17 protein-coding genes and 3 pseudogenes are annotated in these 18,593 nt (G+C 58.9%); 8 read left to right on the top strand and 12 right to left on the bottom strand.

Translation table 11 applies throughout. From position 1 onward, the window contains the following. Positions 1-114: 114 nt before the first annotated feature. From WKH79_RS12600 to WKH79_RS12610, 3 genes are all read right to left on the bottom strand, one after another. Positions 115-309 carry a hypothetical protein gene (locus tag WKH79_RS12600; RefSeq protein ID WP_341859081.1) on the bottom strand — a complete coding sequence of 65 codons (195 nt, stop codon included), beginning with the start codon at positions 307-309 and terminating at the stop codon, positions 115-117. Then, complete coding sequence (locus WKH79_RS12605) at positions 300-851, bottom strand: thermonuclease family protein (RefSeq protein WP_341859082.1); 552 nt, start codon at positions 849-851, stop codon at positions 300-302. The genes WKH79_RS12600 and WKH79_RS12605 overlap by 10 nt, the downstream gene beginning before the upstream one ends. Before the next feature lie 64 nt (positions 852-915). Further along, a complete protein-coding gene (locus WKH79_RS12610; RefSeq protein ID WP_341859083.1) occupies positions 916-1,500 on the bottom strand; it encodes a lytic transglycosylase domain-containing protein in 585 nt (194 codons plus the stop codon). A 173-nt stretch (positions 1,501-1,673) separates the two neighbouring features. Here WKH79_RS12610 and WKH79_RS12615 point away from each other — a divergent pair. Beyond that, positions 1,674-2,150 (top strand): annotated as a pseudogene (locus tag WKH79_RS12615) (integrase core domain-containing protein); the annotation flags it as partial. A gap of 138 nt (positions 2,151-2,288) precedes the next feature. On the opposite strand, the gene WKH79_RS12620 reads toward WKH79_RS12615, so the two are convergent. The 3 genes from WKH79_RS12620 to WKH79_RS12630 all read right to left on the bottom strand — a co-directional run bounded on the left by WKH79_RS12620 (position 2,289) and on the right by WKH79_RS12630 (position 4,954). Further along, the gene (locus WKH79_RS12620) at positions 2,289-3,875 is read right to left on the bottom strand and encodes an AarF/UbiB family protein (protein ID WP_006834199.1); all 1,587 of its coding nucleotides are present in this window, start codon (positions 3,873-3,875) and stop codon (positions 2,289-2,291) included. Beyond that, positions 3,872-4,438: a MarR family transcriptional regulator gene (locus WKH79_RS12625; protein ID WP_006834198.1), complete on the bottom strand. Its 567-nt coding sequence runs from the start codon at positions 4,436-4,438 to the stop codon at positions 3,872-3,874. The genes WKH79_RS12620 and WKH79_RS12625 overlap by 4 nt, the downstream gene beginning before the upstream one ends. Before the next feature lie 330 nt (positions 4,439-4,768). Next, positions 4,769-4,954, bottom strand: a complete 186-nt coding sequence (locus tag WKH79_RS12630) for a MarR family transcriptional regulator (RefSeq protein ID WP_228135198.1) — start codon at positions 4,952-4,954, stop codon at positions 4,769-4,771. A gap of 263 nt (positions 4,955-5,217) precedes the next feature. Here WKH79_RS12630 and WKH79_RS12635 point away from each other — a divergent pair, with 263 nt between their 5' ends. Continuing rightward, on the top strand, positions 5,218-6,105 hold the full coding sequence (locus WKH79_RS12635) for an alpha/beta hydrolase (protein ID WP_006834196.1): 888 nt from the start codon (positions 5,218-5,220) through the stop codon (positions 6,103-6,105). Continuing rightward, positions 6,102-6,515, top strand: a complete 414-nt coding sequence (locus WKH79_RS12640) for a hotdog fold thioesterase (protein ID WP_006834195.1) — start codon at positions 6,102-6,104, stop codon at positions 6,513-6,515. Before WKH79_RS12635 ends, WKH79_RS12640 begins: the two co-directional genes overlap by 4 nt. Positions 6,516-6,671: 156 nt before the next feature. On the opposite strand, the pseudogene WKH79_RS12645 reads toward WKH79_RS12640, so the two are convergent. From WKH79_RS12645 to WKH79_RS12670, 6 genes and pseudogenes are all read right to left on the bottom strand, one after another. Continuing rightward, a pseudogene (locus tag WKH79_RS12645) lies at positions 6,672-6,842 on the bottom strand (IS3 family transposase); the annotation flags it as partial. Between the two features lie 320 nt (positions 6,843-7,162). Beyond that, positions 7,163-9,896 (bottom strand): annotated as a pseudogene (locus WKH79_RS12650) (TonB-dependent receptor). A gap of 166 nt (positions 9,897-10,062) precedes the next feature. Further along, positions 10,063-11,133: an acyl-CoA dehydrogenase family protein gene (locus WKH79_RS12655; protein ID WP_006834193.1), complete on the bottom strand. Its 1,071-nt coding sequence runs from the start codon at positions 11,131-11,133 to the stop codon at positions 10,063-10,065. 18 nt (positions 11,134-11,151) lie between these two features. Next, positions 11,152-12,363 (bottom strand): acyl-CoA dehydrogenase family protein, encoded by a 1,212-nt coding sequence (locus WKH79_RS12660; protein ID WP_006834192.1) that lies wholly within the window; start codon positions 12,361-12,363, stop codon positions 11,152-11,154. Positions 12,364-12,431: 68 nt separating this feature from the next. Next, positions 12,432-12,758 (bottom strand): 2Fe-2S iron-sulfur cluster-binding protein, encoded by a 327-nt coding sequence (locus tag WKH79_RS12665; protein WP_006834191.1) that lies wholly within the window; start codon positions 12,756-12,758, stop codon positions 12,432-12,434. 28 nt (positions 12,759-12,786) lie between these two features. Then, positions 12,787-14,049 (bottom strand): cytochrome P450, encoded by a 1,263-nt coding sequence (locus WKH79_RS12670; RefSeq protein WP_006834190.1) that lies wholly within the window; start codon positions 14,047-14,049, stop codon positions 12,787-12,789. Between the two features lie 201 nt (positions 14,050-14,250). Here WKH79_RS12670 and WKH79_RS12675 point away from each other — a divergent pair, with 201 nt between their 5' ends. The 5 genes from WKH79_RS12675 (at position 14,251) to WKH79_RS12695 (ending at position 18,587) form a co-directional block, all read left to right on the top strand. Beyond that, positions 14,251-14,979 (top strand): FCD domain-containing protein, encoded by a 729-nt coding sequence (locus WKH79_RS12675; RefSeq protein WP_006834189.1) that lies wholly within the window; start codon positions 14,251-14,253, stop codon positions 14,977-14,979. 50 nt (positions 14,980-15,029) lie between these two features. Further along, positions 15,030-16,172, top strand: a complete 1,143-nt coding sequence (locus WKH79_RS12680; protein ID WP_341859084.1) for a nitronate monooxygenase — start codon at positions 15,030-15,032, stop codon at positions 16,170-16,172. An 80-nt stretch (positions 16,173-16,252) separates the two neighbouring features. Then, positions 16,253-16,945, top strand: a complete 693-nt coding sequence (locus WKH79_RS12685; RefSeq protein ID WP_006834187.1) for a Coq4 family protein — start codon at positions 16,253-16,255, stop codon at positions 16,943-16,945. Beyond that, complete coding sequence (locus tag WKH79_RS12690; RefSeq protein ID WP_006834186.1) at positions 16,942-18,114, top strand: transporter; 1,173 nt, start codon at positions 16,942-16,944, stop codon at positions 18,112-18,114. The genes WKH79_RS12685 and WKH79_RS12690 overlap by 4 nt, the downstream gene beginning before the upstream one ends. After that, positions 18,111-18,587: an OB-fold domain-containing protein gene (locus WKH79_RS12695; RefSeq protein WP_006834185.1), complete on the top strand. Its 477-nt coding sequence runs from the start codon at positions 18,111-18,113 to the stop codon at positions 18,585-18,587. Before WKH79_RS12690 ends, WKH79_RS12695 begins: the two co-directional genes overlap by 4 nt. The last annotated feature ends 6 nt before the right edge of the window (positions 18,588-18,593 follow it).

An 18,593-nucleotide genomic window follows, 5' to 3' on the forward strand; every position in this document is an offset into this window, starting at 1 on the left:
AGCCAGTGCAGGATTGAAGGCTCAGGACCAGCCCTATCAGGGACACTGACGCGAGCAAGACGAACTCAATTCTGATGCCCCAGACCTTAAGCCACTTCCGCATCGTGCCGAGCCTCAGTTCGTAGAGCTTTGGCAGCTAAGCTGATCGAACCGTTCAGAAACAGTCTTCCACGTTGCTATGCCAGCCTCGTCCCCTTCGTTGGATAGCCGCTCGATTTGCTGCGCGATATACGCGGTTCCCTCTTTGCCATGGTTCTTTTCCACCCAGAGCGCGACCGCCCACAATTCCTGATCGCGGTTCAGCACCATGGTTCACGTCTCCCGGTCCAGGTTCGCGCCAGGCCTTCGCTGACCAGCTGATCGCCAAGCGAGCGGCCGCCGCGCGTTACAACCCGCAATTTGCGACCGTACTGATCCTCGTCTCTGCCACCGATGGTCCTCAGTTCAAAGGGCCCGCCATTCAGCAATTCGACAAGGCGGTGCGTCGCGCGCATGCCGAGCTGGTATTCATAGTCGCAACGAGGCTCGCTGATCTCGGGAGTGTCGATGTCGGCAATGCGGATCTTCACGCCATCAAGCCAGAAAGTATCTCCATCCACGACGCATGCGCGCCGAATGGATCCGCAGATGTCGAATTGTGGGGAGTTCGCTTGCTGGAATAAAGCCTGAGGCTGCTGATCGTCGTTAGCAAGGCTGGCATCATGGACTGGCCAGTTGAGTGCCAGCATCCCTCCAGCAAATACGATCGCGAATGCTCCCAAACCCAACGCGATCTCCTTTCTCAGCTTCCGGCGCTTCTGTGCCTTCAACGCCTTGCGAAAGTCGAACGGCTCACCGGGGGTCTCATTCACTGGCGTTGTCCGTCTTCATTCCGGCACATGATTTCAGACAATAGCCGGAAATCAGGTAGTTTCGTCAATTGTAGGTACCAATTGCTTGCCAACGTCCCAACACAGACCGGACATATTGCGGTGTTTCACCATTGTTGGGAATGCCGCGTGATCGGGAGACGGCACCTGGGCCAGCATTGTAAGCTGCCAAGGCCAGGTGGACCGCGTCGAACCGGTCCAACATATCGCGAAGGTACCTGGCGCCACCGTCGATCGATGCAAGAGGGTCATGACGGTTCCGGACGCCCAGTTCTCTCGCCGTGGCCGGCATAAGCTGAGCCAGCCCGGCAGCACCGGCTGGACTAACAGCCATCGGATTGAAGCGGGACTCAGCCCAGATAAGAGCTCGGAGCAGGTTGGTCGGAAGCCCGTAACGGCGTTCAGCCTCGGCTATCGCCGCCATATACAAGCCTTCCCGGTAGGATACGTTTGCTGGCTCGGCGTGGTAGATTGCAGGAAGATATTCCCTTGCCGGCTGCTGGTCCGTCTTCGGCGGAACGATCGCGTGCTCGAACAAGGTGAAATCCTGGGCGCGAACTTGCTGTGAGGAGGTCGCGATCATCCCCAGACAGGCGACCGCTAGCGCGGTCAGACAATTGAGGCAGTTCATCTCGACTTGTGCTCCATTGATCTGAATCGAAAGAGAACATAAAAAGAACATGTGCCTGTAGGAAAGCCGCGAATGCCTGCTTTCGGGAGAGGAGAGGAGCGCTGATGAGGGGGCCACTTTGCATGCTGAGGAGCTCGCATGTCCCTGTCTGTCCAAACTCATCCCAACCGGTCAGCCGCCAGTGCCTGGCGATCCATGTCCAGCGCAAGCTCAAGAGCGATGATGTCCTGGCCGTGCTGACCGAGCTGTTCCAACGCCATGGTCCGCCTGATCACATCCGTAGCGATAATGGCGCTGAGTTCACTTCTCATGCCGTGCGCGACTGGCTCTGGCGGATTGGTGTGAAGACCCTCTACATCGAACCCGGATCACCATGGGAGAATGGCTACAACGAATCCTTCAACGGCAAGCTCAGGGATGAGCTTCTCAACGGGGAGATCTTCTACACTCTGAAGGAGGCAATCATCCTGATCGAGCGCTGGCGTATCCACTACAACACCGTCCGGCCACACTCTTCGCTGGGCTACCAGCCGCCGGCCCCACAAACGATCTTGCCTCGTCCTGCCATGCTGCCTTACGCTGCGCTCCAGGCCGCCCAGCAGGGCGACCCCAACCGCCGGAACTCTAACTTAACCGGTGGACCACCCTGATGGGGCAGGTCAGCAGCATGGTGGCGGCAGGCACCGCTTCGGCAGGTTTCTGTTCGGTCATTTCCACTCTTCTCCCTTGATGTAGCCAATATCGGTGCCGGGCGGCCGTGGTCTAAGCGTTCATTGTGTGTGGTCTTATCAGTTCCATCTAGGAATGAGTGCTATTCCCGCGAAAGCCAGAACAATTCCTGCCAGTAACAACGATTGGTCGGCCAGCAATGCGGCAGAGATGATCAACGCTGCCACCACCGGACCCTTGACGGGGGTGCTGCGGTCCTCTTCCCGCGTCAGATGGTTCAGACTGGCTGGGTCGATGGATACCTGAATCGTACCTGATCGAGCGACCGAGGCAACGTTATCGATTAGCTCGGGCAGCGATGCCGAGAAATCAAGCAGGCCACTGCGGACCTTGGCCAAATGATCCCGCGCGGCTCCGATCGAAAATCGCTCGGCAAACAATTGCATCACGATCGGCTTCGTTTCTTCGGCGATATTGTAGTCCGGCGCCAAAGAGCGAACGAAGCCCTCTGCGGTCAGCAGGGTGCGCAGCAAAATAGCGAGGTCGGGCGGCAATACGAGGCGATAATCGCGCAACAATCCGAAAACCCGATCGAAAATTGCCGCGAATTCTATCCCGGCAAGAGCTGTGCCGCTAAATTCCGCGATCAGCTCATCCAGGTCCATCACCAATTGCGCGCGATCCACGAGTGGATTGCCTGCCCAGTCGAGCAGCAGATCGGCCACCTTGTCTATCTGTCCGTTCGCGATAGCGAAAATCAGTCGGACGATTTCCTGACGCCGCGCGCCGCTGAGAAAGCCGACCGAGCCGAAATCGATGAAGCCTACCTGGTTCCCTTCCATCCAGAAGACGTTGCCGGGATGCGGGTCGCCATGAAACTCTCCATTGAGAAGGATCATCCGTAGCACTGCATCGGCATAGCGCTTCGCGAACTGGGCATTCCCTGCCGGATCAGTTGCCGGGTGCCGCGACGCGGGCTTTCCGCCCAGGGCTTCCTGCACATTGATCGTCAAGCCTGTGAGTTCCCAGTGGATCGCGGGCGTCTTCACCCCAAGCATCTCCAGATAACCGCCAATCCTTTCACAGGCACGTGCTTCTGCCGCCAGGTCCATCTCCCGCGCTAAATTCTTGGCGAATGTCTGAAGGAATTCCACGGGTCGATAGCGAGCAATGTCGCTTGACCGACGCTCGGCGAGGCCCGCGAGCCGTGTCAACAGCCTCATGTCCGCCTCGATCCTGGACGCCATGCCGGGTCGGCGGATTTTCACGATAGTCTCGCTTCCGTCCAGCAGGGTTGCGACATAAGTCTGCGCGATAGAGGCTGAGGCGATCGGGTTTCTCTCGAAAGCGGCGAATTCACGTTCCCAGTCGCTGCCCCAAGCCGATACAATCACCGGTTCGATCTTATCGAACGGCAGCGGTTCCACCTGGTCGTGGAGAGTGCCGAACGCGGAAATCCAGGGTTGTGTAAACAGATCGCTTCTGGTCGCCAGGAGCTGGCCAAGCTTTATTCCGACAGGGCCGACATCGCGCAACAGCGCCACCACCGATGCAGGACGCAAGTCCTCGGTATCTGGCTCATTCTCCGAAACCGGCATAAAGCCAAGCAAGCTTCCGAGATTTTTCAGACCGTGCCGGGCGAAAATCTGACCGAGTTCTGCTAGCCGCGTCAGTTCACCGACACTGTTTTCCAGATCATGCTTCATCGGCTTTCTTCGCAAGTGTCAGCCTGCTTCTGATTCTCCGCAACTTTTCGAAGCATCGTACGCAGGAGGTCGATTTGAGGCGCAGACATTCCCTTCCAGAGAATTTCGTGGAGTCGATCAGCCGCTTCGCGCAGTTCCGGCCAGATGGTTCTTACTTGCTCGGTGAGGTGGAGGTTCCAAACCCTTCGATCGTGCGCCGCCCGCTCTCGCTCGATCAAACCTTTTTCAACCAAAACTGCGACAGCCTGTCCTATCGTCGCCGATTCAAGCTCGAGCAGGCGAGAAATCTCGGTCTGTGTTAGCGTAGGTTCTCGCAACAAGGACGCGATGATCCGCCATTGTGTTTGATTGAGGTCGAGCCCCACGATCAGAGCGTCGAAGGTCCGCCGAGCGGTCCTGTTCACCTCTTCTAGCAAATAAAGGATGTCATCCTTTTCGTTGGGGGCGTAATCACGTATCTCATCTTTCGGCATATGCTTATCCATAGCGCTATCTTGGAAGGCTCGCGCATGCCTGGCGTGTTCAAGCTCAGCGTCAACCATATTCGCTAGCAGTGCCGCCATGCAAACACTCGCTGATTTCACGCTACAGCAGAAACTGAATCCGATGGTCGCTCAAGCTGATAAGGAACCGAACTGCGCTGGGTGAGTGCGGGGGCTCCGGCCACCTCGCCTGCCACGACTGCCGGGATGTTATGATCGCATGCGCTCGGCGTCCCTCATCTGAGCATCAGACCCCCTGAAGGGCAAACGCGGGCGTGAACGCGGGGCATGGGCTCGATTTCGAGTGATTATGGCTCGCTGCCCAGATTGTCATGCATCCTAGCCAGCGATCCGCGTAAGCGCTCCAGTTCCCCAAAACGGATCCCCCCGAGCAAGCGAGCATACATTGCATCAGCTTCTACTCGCATCTTGGGAAGTAGCTCGATTGCGGCAGGGCGTAAATGAACCCGCCAAACGCGCCTGTCGTTCTTCGCGCCTGCGTCTTTCCACCAGCTCAAGTTCTTCCAGGCGATCAATAGTCTGGCCGATGCTAGCGCGCTCTAGCTTCAGTTCCCGAGCCAGCTCTGTCTGGGTCATGCCTGGGCTCCGAAAGATAAGCCAATATACTCCATTGCGTCCGCGTGAGCCCGAATTGTTCAACCGAAGAATCGGCGGTCCTGCGCAAACGCCGGGTCACTTCCTCCATAAGAAAGAACAGCCGATCGGTATCGGTGAGGGAACTTGCCCCCCTTTGTATCCGCGTCATAGCCCGTCATGGCAGCCATCTAGGGCAACCTACCATAGCGGATCAGGAAATAAAGCCGTTTACTGTAAATCGATTTACAATATGAGGTTGCGGTATGCAGTCGCAAACTTTCCATATCGGGGGAAATGGTGGCATCTCCATAGCAGCCGAAGCGACCGGAAATGCCGATGCTTTACCGGTCTTGCTCGCGCATGGGGGCGGCCAGACCCGTCACGCATGGAAACGTGTCACAGCCGATCTCGCCAATGCGGGATTTCGTCCGATCGCAATTGATATGCGCGGTCATGGCGACAGCGAATGGTCTGCCGAGGGCGCTTACGAAACGCGCGACTTCGCTTCAGATCTCGTTGCGATCGCTTCAAAAATGGACCGCAAGCCAGCGCTCGTCGGGGCCTCCCTTGGCGGGTTGGCCGGACTGATCGCCGAAGGACACCTTGCGCCGGGCCGCTTCGCGTCGCTCACTCTCGTCGACATCGCGCCGCGTATGGAGACGGGGGGCGTTATGCGCGTAGTCGGCTTTATGGAGGAGCACGTGGAGACCGGTTTCTCTTCACCGGACGAAGCGGCAGAGGTCATCGCGCGCTACATGCCACATCGCCGCAAGCGCGGAGCCGGCAAGGGCTTACGGCGCTATCTGCGAGAGAAGGAAGACGGCCGCTACTACTGGCATTGGGATCCGGCCTTTATCCGCAACATCACACTAGCCAAGCGAAGCGATCCGGCTCATCAGGAACGCCAGTTTGATGCGCTGAACGATGCAGCCAGCAGGCTTTCGCTGCCATTGCATATTATTCGCGGCGGATCGAGCGATCTGGTTTCCGAAGACGCGGTCGCGCAATTGCTCGAACTTGTTCCACACGCTGAATACACCGACATCGCAGAGGCAACACATATGGTGGTTGGCGATGCCAACGATGCCTTTTCGGCAGCGATACTCGATTTTCTCAAGCGTAATCACAGTCCGCAGGGAGCCGTTACATGACCGATAATCTGACAAGGATCGATCCTAAGCGCCTCGAAGAGATCCTGCAGATTGCCCCGTTTCACCGGTGGCTTGGCCTCACTTTACGGTCATGCTCGAACGAGCAGCTTGAACTGGAGATGCCTTGGCGCGACGAGATCGTGTCAAACCCGGCAATCGGTTCAGCGCATGGCGGCGTGCTCGCCTCTCTGATCGATTTAACCGGGCTCTACACCTTATTGTCGCAAGGTACAGGGGCCAAGGCGACCGCCGATCTGAGGGTCGACTACCACCGCCCGGCAACCTCGGGACCACTCGTAGCATCGGGCAAAATAATCAAGATCGGTAAAAATATCTCGGTCGCTGAAACACGTGTATACGGTCCTACTGGCAACCTTTTGGCTAGCGGCCGCGGTGCCTACGTATGCTAACAGCGTTATCCTAATGGAACTAACTGCAGGGCGAAAATTAGCAGGTCTGTTCCTCGAAGACCTGCAAAATAGTCCCACGACTTTCAGAGCGAATTGCGTCGCGATAGCCGCCTTCCAATGAGTGACGTGACCCCCTGATCTTCCCCCCAGCCGGGATTAGAGCCGAGCTGCGTTGATGCGTATGAGCGCGGTTGAAGCAATGGGCTGCGCAGCGGAGCCCGTAGGGCGTGGCGAAGCAGGCCATTGCTTATCTAGTTCGGCGGCGAACGCCGCCGGTGTCGCGTAGCCAAGGGATGAGGGCGGTCTCTCTCGGTTGTAGTCTTCCACCTGACCTGCCCCATCAGGGTGGTCCACCGGTTAAGTTAGAGTTCCGGCGGTTGGGGTCGCCCTGCTGGGCGGCCTGGAGCGCAGCGTAAGGCAGCATGGCAGGACGAGGCAAGATTGTTTGTGGGGCCGGCGGCTGGTAGCCCAGCGAAGAGGGATTCATGCAGCGAACACCGCTGCCGGCCTCTCCCTATCACATCATCGACGATATTGAGCACACGGAACTTTTGTTCGGACGCCACCTAGTCGTGAGCAAATAAAAGTTCGAAAAAGAGGGCTCGACACAGCGAAGCGCCGAACCCTCTTGCAATTAGCGAGTAAGTTTAAAACTTGCCGCGCACGGTGATGCCGTAAGTCCGCGGTTCCGCAAGAAAAGCGGAGAACGTTTGTTGCGGAGCCACGAAAGGCGTGTTGAAGGCCACCTGCGTATACCCAACGTCAAACAAATTATTGACCCATCCCTCGATCGCGAAGCGATCCGCAATATTGGTCAGACCCACACGCCCGTTCACTACGACGAAGCTGTCCTGTTCCTTGCTGAAGAGCAGGTCGGAGCCGGTGTTGTAATCACCAGCCATACGAGCGTTCACGAAGACCAGGCCTTCGAGCCCACTGTCGCCGATTGGCGGCGTCCACGTAAGCGACGATGTTGCCACGATCTCTGGTGCATTCGACAGGTTGTCGCCTGGCAGCAAGCGTAGTGCGGGGTCGAGCGGTGCCCCGGTATCGTCCCCGATAAGATTGTCTTCAAAGCTCGTATCAGAATAGGTGACGCCAAGGGTAATATCCAAATCACGAGCGGGCCGTAGATAGGTTTCGATCTCGACACCTTGAGCGATCACACCTGGTGCAACTTCATCGGAAGAGCATGCACCGGTTGTCGCGCTTGCGTCTCTGTCGGCCCCGCCGAGATCGCTATCGCAACTATTGACCGTCTGCACAATGTAGAACGCCCCATTGAACGTGTTCAACTGGAAGTTACTGAACTCTTGCCGGAAGCCTGCAATGCTAACCCCGAACTCGCGTGTCGAGTATTTGAGGCCGATCTCATATGCATCGACTGTTTCTTCATCGAACTGCAGCGCGGCTGCCGAGATATTGGCCGGATCGAACGCAAGCGGATTTGACAGTGCAGACCTGTCGAGGTTGAAACCGCCCGCCTTGTAGCCGCGTGAATACGAACCGTAGACTAGCAGATCGGGAGTTGGCTTCCAGCTCAGGATAGCCGTGCCGGTAAACTCCTCTTCTTCGCGCGAGTCTTCGAGAGAAACTCCATCGAGCTCCGATGTCGAATTGCCTTGGCAGGAAAGGCTGATGATACCACCGGCCAGAGGTGCCAAAGTCGGAACACCCAGAAAGCCTCCGAGCAGATTGCGGTTTGTCGGACAAACCGTGTTGTCGTTGCGGAAAGTTGCGTCGAAGTCCTTGGTTTCGTTTGTATAACGAAGCCCCAGCGTCAAATCGAGCGTATCCGTGATCGCAAAGATATTATGCGTGAAGAACGCGAAGTTCTCACTCGTCTGATTGTAGACCTCGCTGACCGTTCCCAAATCGCTGATGCTTGCAAGGTTGTTGATACCTGCGAGGATCGCCGGGGTTGCAGCGCCGAATGCCGGGCTTCCGGTCAGCGTACCGTCCAATGCCGCCACGTTGGCACCCAGGCAATTGGAAGCCCCCGGATTGACCAAAGCCGGGTTGATCGCGATAGCGATGCGGCACGCTACGAAATTGCCGTACTGGGTGCCGAACCGCAGATTGTCACGCACCTGCAGTTCTTCATTGGCGTAATACGCGCCGATCAACCAATCGAGTTTGCCATCGAAGGCCTCACCGGTAAGGCGCAGTTCCTGAGTGAATGTTTCAAAGTCTCGAGCAAGAGCATTCTCGGTCGGAGCGCGGTAGAGAATATCGACAGTAGTGTAATCGGTGTCAGATCCCTGGCTGTTGGCATATTCACGGTAGCCCGTGATAGAACGTCAACGTGACGTTCCCGAAATCCCAATTGATCTCAGCCGAAATACCGTAGTCTTCGGTTTCGCCTTCATAGCTTCTGCCCGGCGTAGGGTACAGGTCGCGGTTGAATGTATCCTGGGTGAGGGCACGCGGATCCTGCCCAAGCGCAAGCAACACGGGAACGATCGGATTTGCGGTACTCGTCAGGGCGGCCCCATCCGATGGCCTCGTAAAGGGATCAAATCCAGCGCTGATCCGTGCAAGCGGAGCAAACTCGGGCTGGACGAACGTCGCGGCACAGCACGCTTCGTCCTTTTTGGAATAATCCCCGACAAGGCGAATGGACAGGTCGTCATTGGGTTCGAACAGGAGCTGACCGCGGACCAGATAACGATCGCGATTGTTGATCGTCCCGCCGTTGGTAATATCGTTGTAGAAGCCGTCGCGCTCAAAATACACGCCGTCCACACGCGCAGCTACGGTGTCGCCAAGCGGAGCGTTTATGCCACCTTCGACGCGGATCGCATCATAGTTGCCATAAGTGAAGGCCCCGTATGCGCTGAAATCGAACTCGGGCGGTGCGGTGTAGATATTGATCAGGCCTGCCGATGAGTTCCGCCCGCCCAGAGTACCTTGGGGACCGCGAAGGATTTCGACCCTGTCGATAGGGCCGAGCTCACTCAGGGCGCTTCCCGAACGAGAGCGATAGACTCCATCGACAAAAACCGCGACCGAACTTTCCAGACCAGGGTTGTCGCCGACCGTGCCGATACCGCGAATACGCGCGGAACCGTTAGCTTCGTTGCCGGTGGAAGACACCAGCAGGGACGGTGCAACCTGGTTCAGCTCACGTATGTCGCTGGCGCCCGAATTCTGGAGGGTTTCTCCGGAAACAGCTGACACGGCGACTGGAACATCCGCCAAGACCTGCGATCGCCCTTGCGCGGTAACAATGATTACGTTTTGGTCTTCGACATCGGCCCCTTCAACCAGATCCGCATCGGGTTCGCCAACATCCTGGGCGAAGGCGGCTGTCGGTGTGAAGGCAAGTGCCGCTGCCAATGCACCAAGGGCGCAATGGTGGCGTGATGGAAATCTTTTCATGTGCCTCTCCTCTAAGAATGTGCCCCATCCTAGGCACTAGTCGATGTTAGAAACGATGCCGATAAGCGCGTTTCATTTCAAGACTTGGTAGATGAATTGACGGATTATTTCACATTGTCGACAAGCATGTGGCAAAAATGCCATGCAGGTCACTACATGCAGGTTTCTAGTAGCCAGAAAGCTTGGAAAATCGGTCCTTTAACCAGCTCGACGAACCGAAGCTCTGCTCCAGCACGCGGGCGCGCTTGAGATAGAAGCCGACGTCGTACTCATCGGTCATGCCGATCCCGCCGTGCAGCTGGATGCCCTCGTTTGCCATGGTGTGCATAACGCGGTTGGCTTCCGCCTTGGCGATGGTCGCCGCGCGCGCCACGCCGAAGCCGGCATCGACGGCTTGCAGGCCCGCCTCGACCGCGCTGCGCATCTGGGCGAGATCGGCGAAGAGGTCCGCCATGCGGTGTTGCAGCGCCTGGAAGCTCGCCAGCACCTGGTTGAACTGCACGCGCTGCTTCAGATAGTCGAGCGTGTCGTCGAACACTTGCTGCGCCATGCCGAGCATTTCGGCTGCGGTGAGCACGCGCGCGCGGTCGAGCACGTCATCGAGCAGGTTGTCGCCGCCATTGGCGAGCTTCTCCGCCGCCGCGCCGTCGAAGGTGACGTCGGCATGGCTGCGCTGGTCGGTCAGCTTGCGGGTGGTGAGCGCGACGCCGTCGCCTTTCTCGACCAGGTAAAGCCCGTCCTTCGCCGCGACGACGAACAGGTCCGCACCATGCGCTTCATGGACGAAGGCCTTGGTGCCGCTCAGCTTGCCGTCGGACACACTGGTCTCGATCTTCGCAGGATCGTGGCTCGGCCCTTCGTCGACGGCGAGGGTGGCGATGGCCTCGCCGCTCGCCAGCCTGGGCAGCCACCTGGCCTTCTGCTCGTCGCTGCCGCCAAGAACGATCGCCGAGGCGGCGACGGTGTTCATCACCAGCGGGCTGGCGGTGAGCGTCTTGCCGAGTTCCTCGACGACGAGGCCCGCGGACAGGAAGCCGAAGTCCGACCCGCCATGCTCTTCGGGGATGATGACCCCGGCCCAGCCCATCTGCGCCATCGTCGCATAGGCGTCGCGGTTGAAGGCTTCGGGCTCGCCGCTGGCGCGGACCTTGCGGAATTCGGTGACCGGGCTTTCGTTGACGGTCCATTCGCGCGCCATATCTCGCAGCATTTCCTGTTCTTCGTTGAGAACGGCCATTGTCCTTGCTCCCCTCTCTTACTGGTGGTCGAGCATGCCGAGCACGCGCTTGGCGATGATGTTGTTCTGGATTTCGGTCGAGCCGCCATAGATGGTGGTCGCCTTGCCGAAGAGCCACGCGCGCACGGCCCCGAGCTCGCCGTCCGAAAAGCCGTCGCCTTCCCAGCCGAGGCCCTGCAACCCGCGGATTTCGATCAGCAATTCGCTGCGTTCCTGGCTCAGCTTGGTGCCGAGCTTCTTGAGCACAGAGCTGATTTCGGAGACGCCGCCAGCTGCCTTGCTCTCTTCCATCGCGCGGCGCGCGGTGAGCAGGAAGCTGTTCCAGCGGATTTCGAAATCAGCGATCTTGTCGCGCAGCACCGCATCGGCGAGTTCGCCGTCGGCGCCCGTCGGCTGGTACTTCTTGGCGATATCGCCAAGGCTCTGGCCCATGAGTCGGGCGAGGCTGCCGCCGCCCGAGATATTGGTGCGCTCGTGCTGCAGAAGGCGCTTGCCGATGGTCCAGCCCTGGCCTTCCTCGCCGACGAGGTTTTCCTTCGGGACCTTCACGTCGGTGAAAAAGGTTTCGCAGAACGGGCTGGTCCCGCTGATCATGGTGATCGGGCGGACTTCGACGCCGGGCGTGTCCATGTCGATCAGCATGAAGCTGATGCCCTTGTGCTTGTCGCTCTTGTCGGTTCGTACAATTGCAAAGCACTTGTCGGCCCATTGGCCGCCGCTGGTCCAGGTCTTCTGGCCGTTGACAAGGTAGTGGTCGCCCTTGTCCTCGGCAAAGGTCTGGAGGTTCGCGAGGTCAGAGCCGGCATTGGGTTCCGAATAGCCCTGGCACCAGCGGATTTCGCCGCGGCAGATCGGCGGAATATGCTCCTGCTTCTGTGCCTCGTTGCCGTATTCGAGCAGCGTCGGGCCGAACATCATGACGCCCATGCCGCCGATCGGGTTGTAGGCACCCGCCTTGGCGAATTCCTGGTCGATGATCTTGGCCTGCGCCTTGGTGAGGCCGCCGCCGCCGTATTCCTTCGGCCAGGTGGGGGTGCCCCAGCCGCGCGCGCCCACGGCTTCGCGCCACTTGGTCTGCGCCGGCGTTTCATTGGTGGGGCCGTCCACGCCGGCCAGCGCGTTCGACTGGCCCTTGAGTTCGGCGGGAAAATTGTCCGCCAGAAACTGCTGCACTTCCGCGCGGAAGGCGTCTTCGTCGGTCTGGGTTGCGGGCTCGATTTGTGTGGCCATGGGTGTTTTCTCGAAGAATCAAGGAAAGACAGATAAGAATGTAGGCTACGGGGACGAGGATCCCTCCGTCAGTATTGTTGTTCGGGTAGGTGAAGAACCAATCCATCCAGCATCGGCTTCATCGGAATCTGACAGGCAAGGCGACTGTATTCAGTGGTGCCTTCGGCGAACTGCAAGAGGTCGGCCTCCATTCCATCATGCATAAGCCGACCCACCTTGTCGATCCATTCGGGATCGACATGCACATGACAGGTCGCGCAAGCACATACCCCTCCGCAATCGCCATCGATACCCGGCACGTCATTGTATAGCGCCGCTTCCCTGGCTGTCTCGCCTTCTTCTATTTCGACCTCCCGTCGCTCACCATCGCTAGCCACGAACGTAATTTTGATCATCTTGAACTCCGCATTTCGATCTCGAGAGTCAGCGGGCGCGGAGCCGCACCGGCAGCCTGGTGATTCCGCGGACGAGGTTTGAAAAAAGACGCTCTGGTTCACCTGTAACCTCGACCCGGGAAAAGCGCTTGTGAATTTCTTCCCAGATGATCCGCAGCTGCAGTTCCGCGAGCCGGTTTCCCATGCAGCGGTGAATGCCATAGCCGAATGAGAGGTGATGGCGCGGATTTTTGCGGTCGATGATGAACTGGTCCGCGCGCTCGATAGCACTCTCGTCGCGGTTGCCTGACAGGTACCACATCACCACCTTGTCGCCCTTCTTGATCTGTTTGCCGCCGATCTCCCAATCTTCCAGCGCGGTGCGGCGCATATGAGTGAGGGGGGTCTGCCAACGGATGATTTCCGGAACCATTTTGCTAATGAGCGAAGGATCCGCGTCGAGTTTCGCGTACTCGTCCGGGCTTTGGTTCAAGGCGAGCACGCCGCCGCTGATGGAATTGCGTGTTGTGTCGTTTCCACCGACGATCAGCAGCATAAGATTGCCGAGAAACTCGAGGAACGGCATGTCGCGCGTGGCGGGAGAATGAGCCATCATCGAGATGAGGTCGTTCTTCGGCTCCTCGTTTATCCGTTCGTCCCACAGAGTCTTGAAATACATCGCGCAACCGATGAGTTCTTCGCGCCGCGCCTCGTAGGATTCGACGATCCCGGTTTCAGGTGCCGCAGTTGCTACATCGGACCAGCGCGTCAGCTTGCGCCGCTCCTCCCAAGGGAAATCAAACAAGGTTGCCAGCGTCATCGTCGTCAACTCGATCGCAACCTTATCCACCCAGTCGAAATCTTCGCCAATCGGGAGTTCATCGAGAATCTCTCCCGCGCGCTTGCGGATGATCGGCTCGAGCAGTTGCAGGTTGGACGGAGCCACTGCCGGAGTCACCGCCTTGCGCTGCTGATCGTGCTTGGGCGGGTCCATCGCTATGAACATTTCAAGTTCGAGCGCGCCTTCCACCGAATGCATGTCCTGGATTGCAATTCCGCCTAGCTTCGCTTCCGAAGAGAAGACCTTATGATTGGTGTCCACCGCCATGATGTCGTCGAACTTGGTAATGGACCAGTAAGGGCCGACATAGCTCTCGCGGCAGTAGTGGACAGGTTCTTCGGCGCGCAACCTGTCAAAAAATAGACCGATGGTATCGTTCTGAAACAGGCTTGGCCGGGCCACGTCGATTTCCTCGATCGGAATTGACGCGATCCTCGCCGCGGCATCCGGCTCGGCGATCTGGCTGTCCATAAGAACTATTCCTTCTACATCTCAGGCCTGATCGGCCTTCAGTCATCCTTAAGGGAGACATCTCGTGCAGTCAATAAATCGTATACTCTTTTAGTCCCTTGCAGACACCAATCCCATCGGATAGTGTGCCGATCCAACGAAGGTTTGCTAATATCCTTATACTTTTTATTCGAGAGGTGCGGGTGTGCTGATGAGTGGCGGATGTCAGCGGTGAAGAAGGCCAAGCGTGCCCTTTCTCTTGCGCAAAGCATCGTGCGGGACATCGAGGCGGGTCGCCATAACCCGGGTGACAGGCTTCCGCGCGAGGATGAAATGCTCGCGCGTTACGAGGTTGCGCGCGCAACTTTGCGGGAGGCTTTGCGGTTCCTGGAATTGCAAGGGGTCATCCATCTCCAGCTCGGCCGTGGTGGAGGTCCCGTCGTAGCCCGTCCGCAGACCGGCGATTTTGCAAGCAGTTTGTCATTGATTCTGCATTTCATGGAAGCCGATTTGCGTGGTTTGCTTGAATTGCGCGAAGCAATTGCTCCCGATGTCGCAGGGTATGCAGCCCAGCGTGCAACTACCGCTGATCTCAGCGCGTTGGCAGGGTGTCTGGCGGAATTGAGGCATCATGAAGCCTCTGATCAATTCGAGGAACTTAATCGCAGATTTCACGACTTGTTGGGTTGGGCGAGCGGCAATCCGCTGTTCGGTTTGCTGACCTCTGCGATGCATCTGTTGACCCGCGAGTTTTCCCATTCGCTGGGATATTCGGCACAGGAACGGGCGGTGCAGATGAAGTTTCTGGTGCGGGTGCTCGAGGCAGTGCGGACTGGCGACAGCGCCGCGGCCCGTCAAGCAATGAGCCGGTTGGTGGCCGGCTCTGCCGTCTATCTTTCGGAGCGCAGCCCCGAGCTGGTCTCGCAGCGGGTGCGGTGGGGGCAGCTGTAGAATTTTCAATAGTTTGAGTGTGCGTTTAGGCAAGTGGCTGGAGAGGAAGAATGGCGTTGAAGAGCCGAATATGCGAAATGCTGGGGATCCGGTACCCGATCCTGCTTGCCGGGATGGGCGGAGCGAGCGTTCCGGCGCTGGCGGCTGCGGTTTCGAATGCCGGCGGGCTCGGGGTCCTGGGTGCCGCGGCGTGTTCGCCCGATCAGTTGCGTGACTGGATTCGCCAGACCCGGGAATTGACCGACAAACCTTTCGGTGTCGATACGCTGCTCCCCGCGTCGGTCAGGCGCGGCTCTGCCCCTCAAAGCGGTGCTGCACCCCAAAATCCCATGGATCTGATGGGTGAATATCAGCAGTTCGCGCGCGACTTCATGGATCGTGAAGAGCTTCCGGAGGTCGATGCTGCCGCCGCCATGCGGGCGGCGGGCGCGCCTGAAATGGGCAAGGGCGGCCCGCAGTTGTTCTCGAAGGAATTCTTTGAGGCGCAGATGGAAGTGGTGATCGAGGAAAAGGTGCCGGTTTATGCTGCCGGCCTTGGCAATCCTGAACCGTGGATGGATCGGCTCCATGCCAATGGCACCAAGGTCATGGCGGTGATCGGCAAGGTCAAGCACGCCGAACAGGTCGTCGGGTCGGGCATCGACATGATCGTCGCGCAAGGGCACGATGGCGGAGGTCACAACTCGCCGATCGGGACTATTTCCTTGATTCCCCAGGTGGTCGACGCCGTTGGCGATCGTGTTCCTGTCCTTGGGGCCGGCGGTATCTCGGATGGCCGGGGTGTTGCCGCTGCGATGATGCTGGGGGCAGAGGGCGCGTGGGTCGGCACGGCATTTCTCGCGACCGAGGAAGCGGGCATCGAGCGCTTCCAGAAAGAGGCGATCACCGAAAGCGGCGATGCCGATACGGTCGTTAGTCGATCGCTTACCGGCAAACCGGCGCGCATGATCCGTAACAAATGGGCCGACGCCTGGGTGCAGGCCGGAAAGGAGCCTCTGCCGATGCCCTATCAGTCGATGATCTCCGGCCCGGTCATGGCCTCCGGGATCAAGGCAGAGCGCAAGGATGTCATCCCCGGCTTCGCGGGGCAAGGCATCGGCCTGATCGATTCGATCCGGCCTGTCGCCGAAGTGATGCGCGACCTGGTCGATGGAGCCGAGAAGGCGTTGGCGTCCGCTGGTATCTACAAGTGAAGCGCAGGAGGCAAGAAGATGGCTTACGCCAAAGGTCATGAATTGCGCCGCCCCGTAGAGCCTCTCAGAGCGCTGGGGCAATGAGGCAGTTGATTGCCGACAAGGAGGATACGGCGCAGGTGTTCCGTATCGTCAAGGCATTGTCGGGCAATTCCTATTATCGGAATTTCAATCGCTTCATGAAGTCGAGCGATGGGCGGCGTATCGCTTCCGACCGGGCCGACCTACTTGAAACCTTGTGCGATCGCAAACGCCTTGCGACCTGTGCGTCTGGCACGCTTGGCCGAGCCTACCTCGATTTTGTTTACGGGGAGGGTCTGACAGCAGAAGGTCTGGCGGAAGCCAGCGAGGCCGGAGGTCTGGAGGACCTCGGCGACCCCGATGTTTCCCTCTATCGTCGGCGCCTTCGCGATTCGCATGACCTGTTTCATGACGTCGCCGGATACGGCAGGGACGCACTGGGCGAATTGTGCGTGCTGTCCTTCGGAAACGCGCAATTCTATAATCACGGGATCGCTTTCATCTTGGGCGTCGGCATTCCCAAGATGAAACTGGAAGCTGCCCAGTTGCCAGTGGCGCGCGCTGCATTTGAAGCGTGGCGCCGGGGCCGGGCTGCAGCCGATCTGACCACCTTCTACTGGGAAGAAAATCTCGATCGTCCGTTGGAGGATGTCCGCCGCGAGTTGCGACTGCGTCCGCCGGAGACCTATCAGAGGGTGCGCGCTCTTTCCGAACAGCTCGAACGCGATTACCAGGCGGTCAGGCAGGCATGAGCTTAAGCGACAAATCGGCCATCACCGGAGTGGGCGAAACCGCTTTCGTGAAAGGCACCGAGAAAACCGCGGTCGACATGATGCTGGAAGCATCGCGCAAAGCCATAGCAGATGCAGGGCTGAAGCCGTCGGATATCGACGGCATGGTTCCTCCGCCGATCTACACCACCTCGGAAGAGATGGCGGCTAACCTCGGTATCGAAGTTCTGCGCTATGCCTCTACGGTCCACATGGGCGGGGCGAGCCCTACCACGGCACTCCAGAACGCCGCGATGGCAATTGCCAGCGGCTTATGCGACCATGTGCTGGTGACGCTCGGGTGGAACGGTTATTCCGCCTTGCGGCCCAAGCCTGGCGCACCGCCGACGCGGCCGATGAACATGAACACCCTGACGAATACGATCCAAGGCTATTACATTCCGTATGGCGTGTTCCTGCCGGTGCAGATGTATGCCTGGCTCGCCACCCGGCACTCCCGAATTTACGATATCGGCCCGGAAGCGATGGCGGCCGTTGCACTGGCGTGCCGTCGCCATGCGCAGATGAATCCGCAGGCCTTCACTTATGGCCGGGAACTGGATGCCGAAACCTACCATTCCGCGCGCTGGATATCCGAACCCTTTCGCCTCTACGATTGCTGTCTGGAGACTGACGGGGCATGCGCAGTCGTGGTTTCGCGAATAGACCGCGCCAGGGACATGCCGCATGTTCCCGTGAGCATCGCCGGTGCGGCTGAAGGGCATCCTTACCCCGCCGACGATATCCCTTCGCGTCCCGACCCCTTCAAGATCGGCCTGAGCTACGCCGCGCCGCGCGCGTTCGAAATGGCGGGGGTCGATCGCGAAGACATGGATTTTCTGCAGATCTACGACTGCTTCACCTACGTGGTTCTCCTTCAGCTGGAGGCCCTGGGCTATTGCGAACCAGGTGGACAGGCAGAGTTCGTCGCGAATGGCCAGATCGAGCTGGGCGGGCGCTATCCCGTCAACACCCATGGCGGCCTGCTGAGCGAGGCCCATGTTTGGGGACTGAACCATGTCGTCGAGGCGGTGCGTCAGTTGCGCCACGATTGTGGGGAGCGGCAGGTCGAAGGCGCCCAGACCGGCCTGGTGACCGGCTGGGGCGATCTGGGTGACGGCAGTATAGCGATTTTGAGGAGGTTTGCGTGAGCGACGAGAAAGATCTGCCGCCCAAGATGCGCCCCTCGGCGCAGGCCGCACCAGCCAAGCCAAAGCCGCGCCCGCAGGATCCGGTGGAGCAGGAATTCTGGAACCGGTGTCAGGACGGCAACCTTTACTTCCAGCAGTGCGAAGGATGCGGCAGTTTTCGGCATTTGCCGCGCTATATGTGCGCCCGATGCGGTTCTCCTGAATGGTCGTGGGAGCGTAGCACCGGCAATGGCACGCTGTTTTCCTGGACGGTGACCCATCAGGCACTGCATCCCGCCTTCGCCGGCGAGATTCCCTTCATCGCTGCGGTGGTGGAACTGGAGGAGGGAGTGCGCATGGCAACCCGGCTGGTCGATTGCGCGCTCGACGAGCTTGAGCTCGATCTGCCGGTCACGCTGGATTTCGAGCCGATCTCCGAAGATTTTCGCCTGCCAGTATTCCGACCCGTCGCGATCGCGCGCGCAGAAGGATAGACCAAG

Origin of the sequence: Qipengyuania sp. GPGPB31, assembly GCF_038396345.1 — a bacterium.
GTDB lineage: Bacteria > Pseudomonadota > Alphaproteobacteria > Sphingomonadales > Sphingomonadaceae > Qipengyuania > Qipengyuania citrea.

Bases quoted from the DNA above. Each gene is read 5' to 3' on its own strand.
- WKH79_RS12680 (WP_341859084.1), top strand. From the start codon at position 15,030: ATGGCGTTGAAGAGCCGAATATGCGAAATGCTGGGGATCCGGTACCCG.
- WKH79_RS12635 (WP_006834196.1), top strand. From the start codon at position 5,218: ATGCAGTCGCAAACTTTCCATATCGGGGGAAATGGTGGCATCTCCATA.
- WKH79_RS12630 (WP_228135198.1), bottom strand. From the start codon at position 4,954: ATGACCCAGACAGAGCTGGCTCGGGAACTGAAGCTAGAGCGCGCTAGC.
- WKH79_RS12665 (WP_006834191.1), bottom strand. From the start codon at position 12,758: ATGATCAAAATTACGTTCGTGGCTAGCGATGGTGAGCGACGGGAGGTC.
- WKH79_RS12640 (WP_006834195.1), top strand. From the start codon at position 6,102: ATGACCGATAATCTGACAAGGATCGATCCTAAGCGCCTCGAAGAGATC.
- WKH79_RS12690 (WP_006834186.1), top strand. From the start codon at position 16,942: ATGAGCTTAAGCGACAAATCGGCCATCACCGGAGTGGGCGAAACCGCT.
- WKH79_RS12620 (WP_006834199.1), bottom strand. From the start codon at position 3,875: ATGAAGCATGATCTGGAAAACAGTGTCGGTGAACTGACGCGGCTAGCA.
- WKH79_RS12610 (WP_341859083.1), bottom strand. From the start codon at position 1,500: ATGAACTGCCTCAATTGTCTGACCGCGCTAGCGGTCGCCTGTCTGGGG.
- WKH79_RS12660 (WP_006834192.1), bottom strand. From the start codon at position 12,363: ATGGCCACACAAATCGAGCCCGCAACCCAGACCGACGAAGACGCCTTC.
- WKH79_RS12655 (WP_006834193.1), bottom strand. From the start codon at position 11,133: ATGGCCGTTCTCAACGAAGAACAGGAAATGCTGCGAGATATGGCGCGC.
- WKH79_RS12625 (WP_006834198.1), bottom strand. From the start codon at position 4,438: ATGGCGGCACTGCTAGCGAATATGGTTGACGCTGAGCTTGAACACGCC.
- WKH79_RS12670 (WP_006834190.1), bottom strand. From the start codon at position 14,049: ATGGACAGCCAGATCGCCGAGCCGGATGCCGCGGCGAGGATCGCGTCA.
- WKH79_RS12675 (WP_006834189.1), top strand. From the start codon at position 14,251: ATGTCAGCGGTGAAGAAGGCCAAGCGTGCCCTTTCTCTTGCGCAAAGC.
- WKH79_RS12685 (WP_006834187.1), top strand. From the start codon at position 16,253: ATGAGGCAGTTGATTGCCGACAAGGAGGATACGGCGCAGGTGTTCCGT.
- WKH79_RS12600 (WP_341859081.1), bottom strand. From the start codon at position 309: ATGGTGCTGAACCGCGATCAGGAATTGTGGGCGGTCGCGCTCTGGGTG.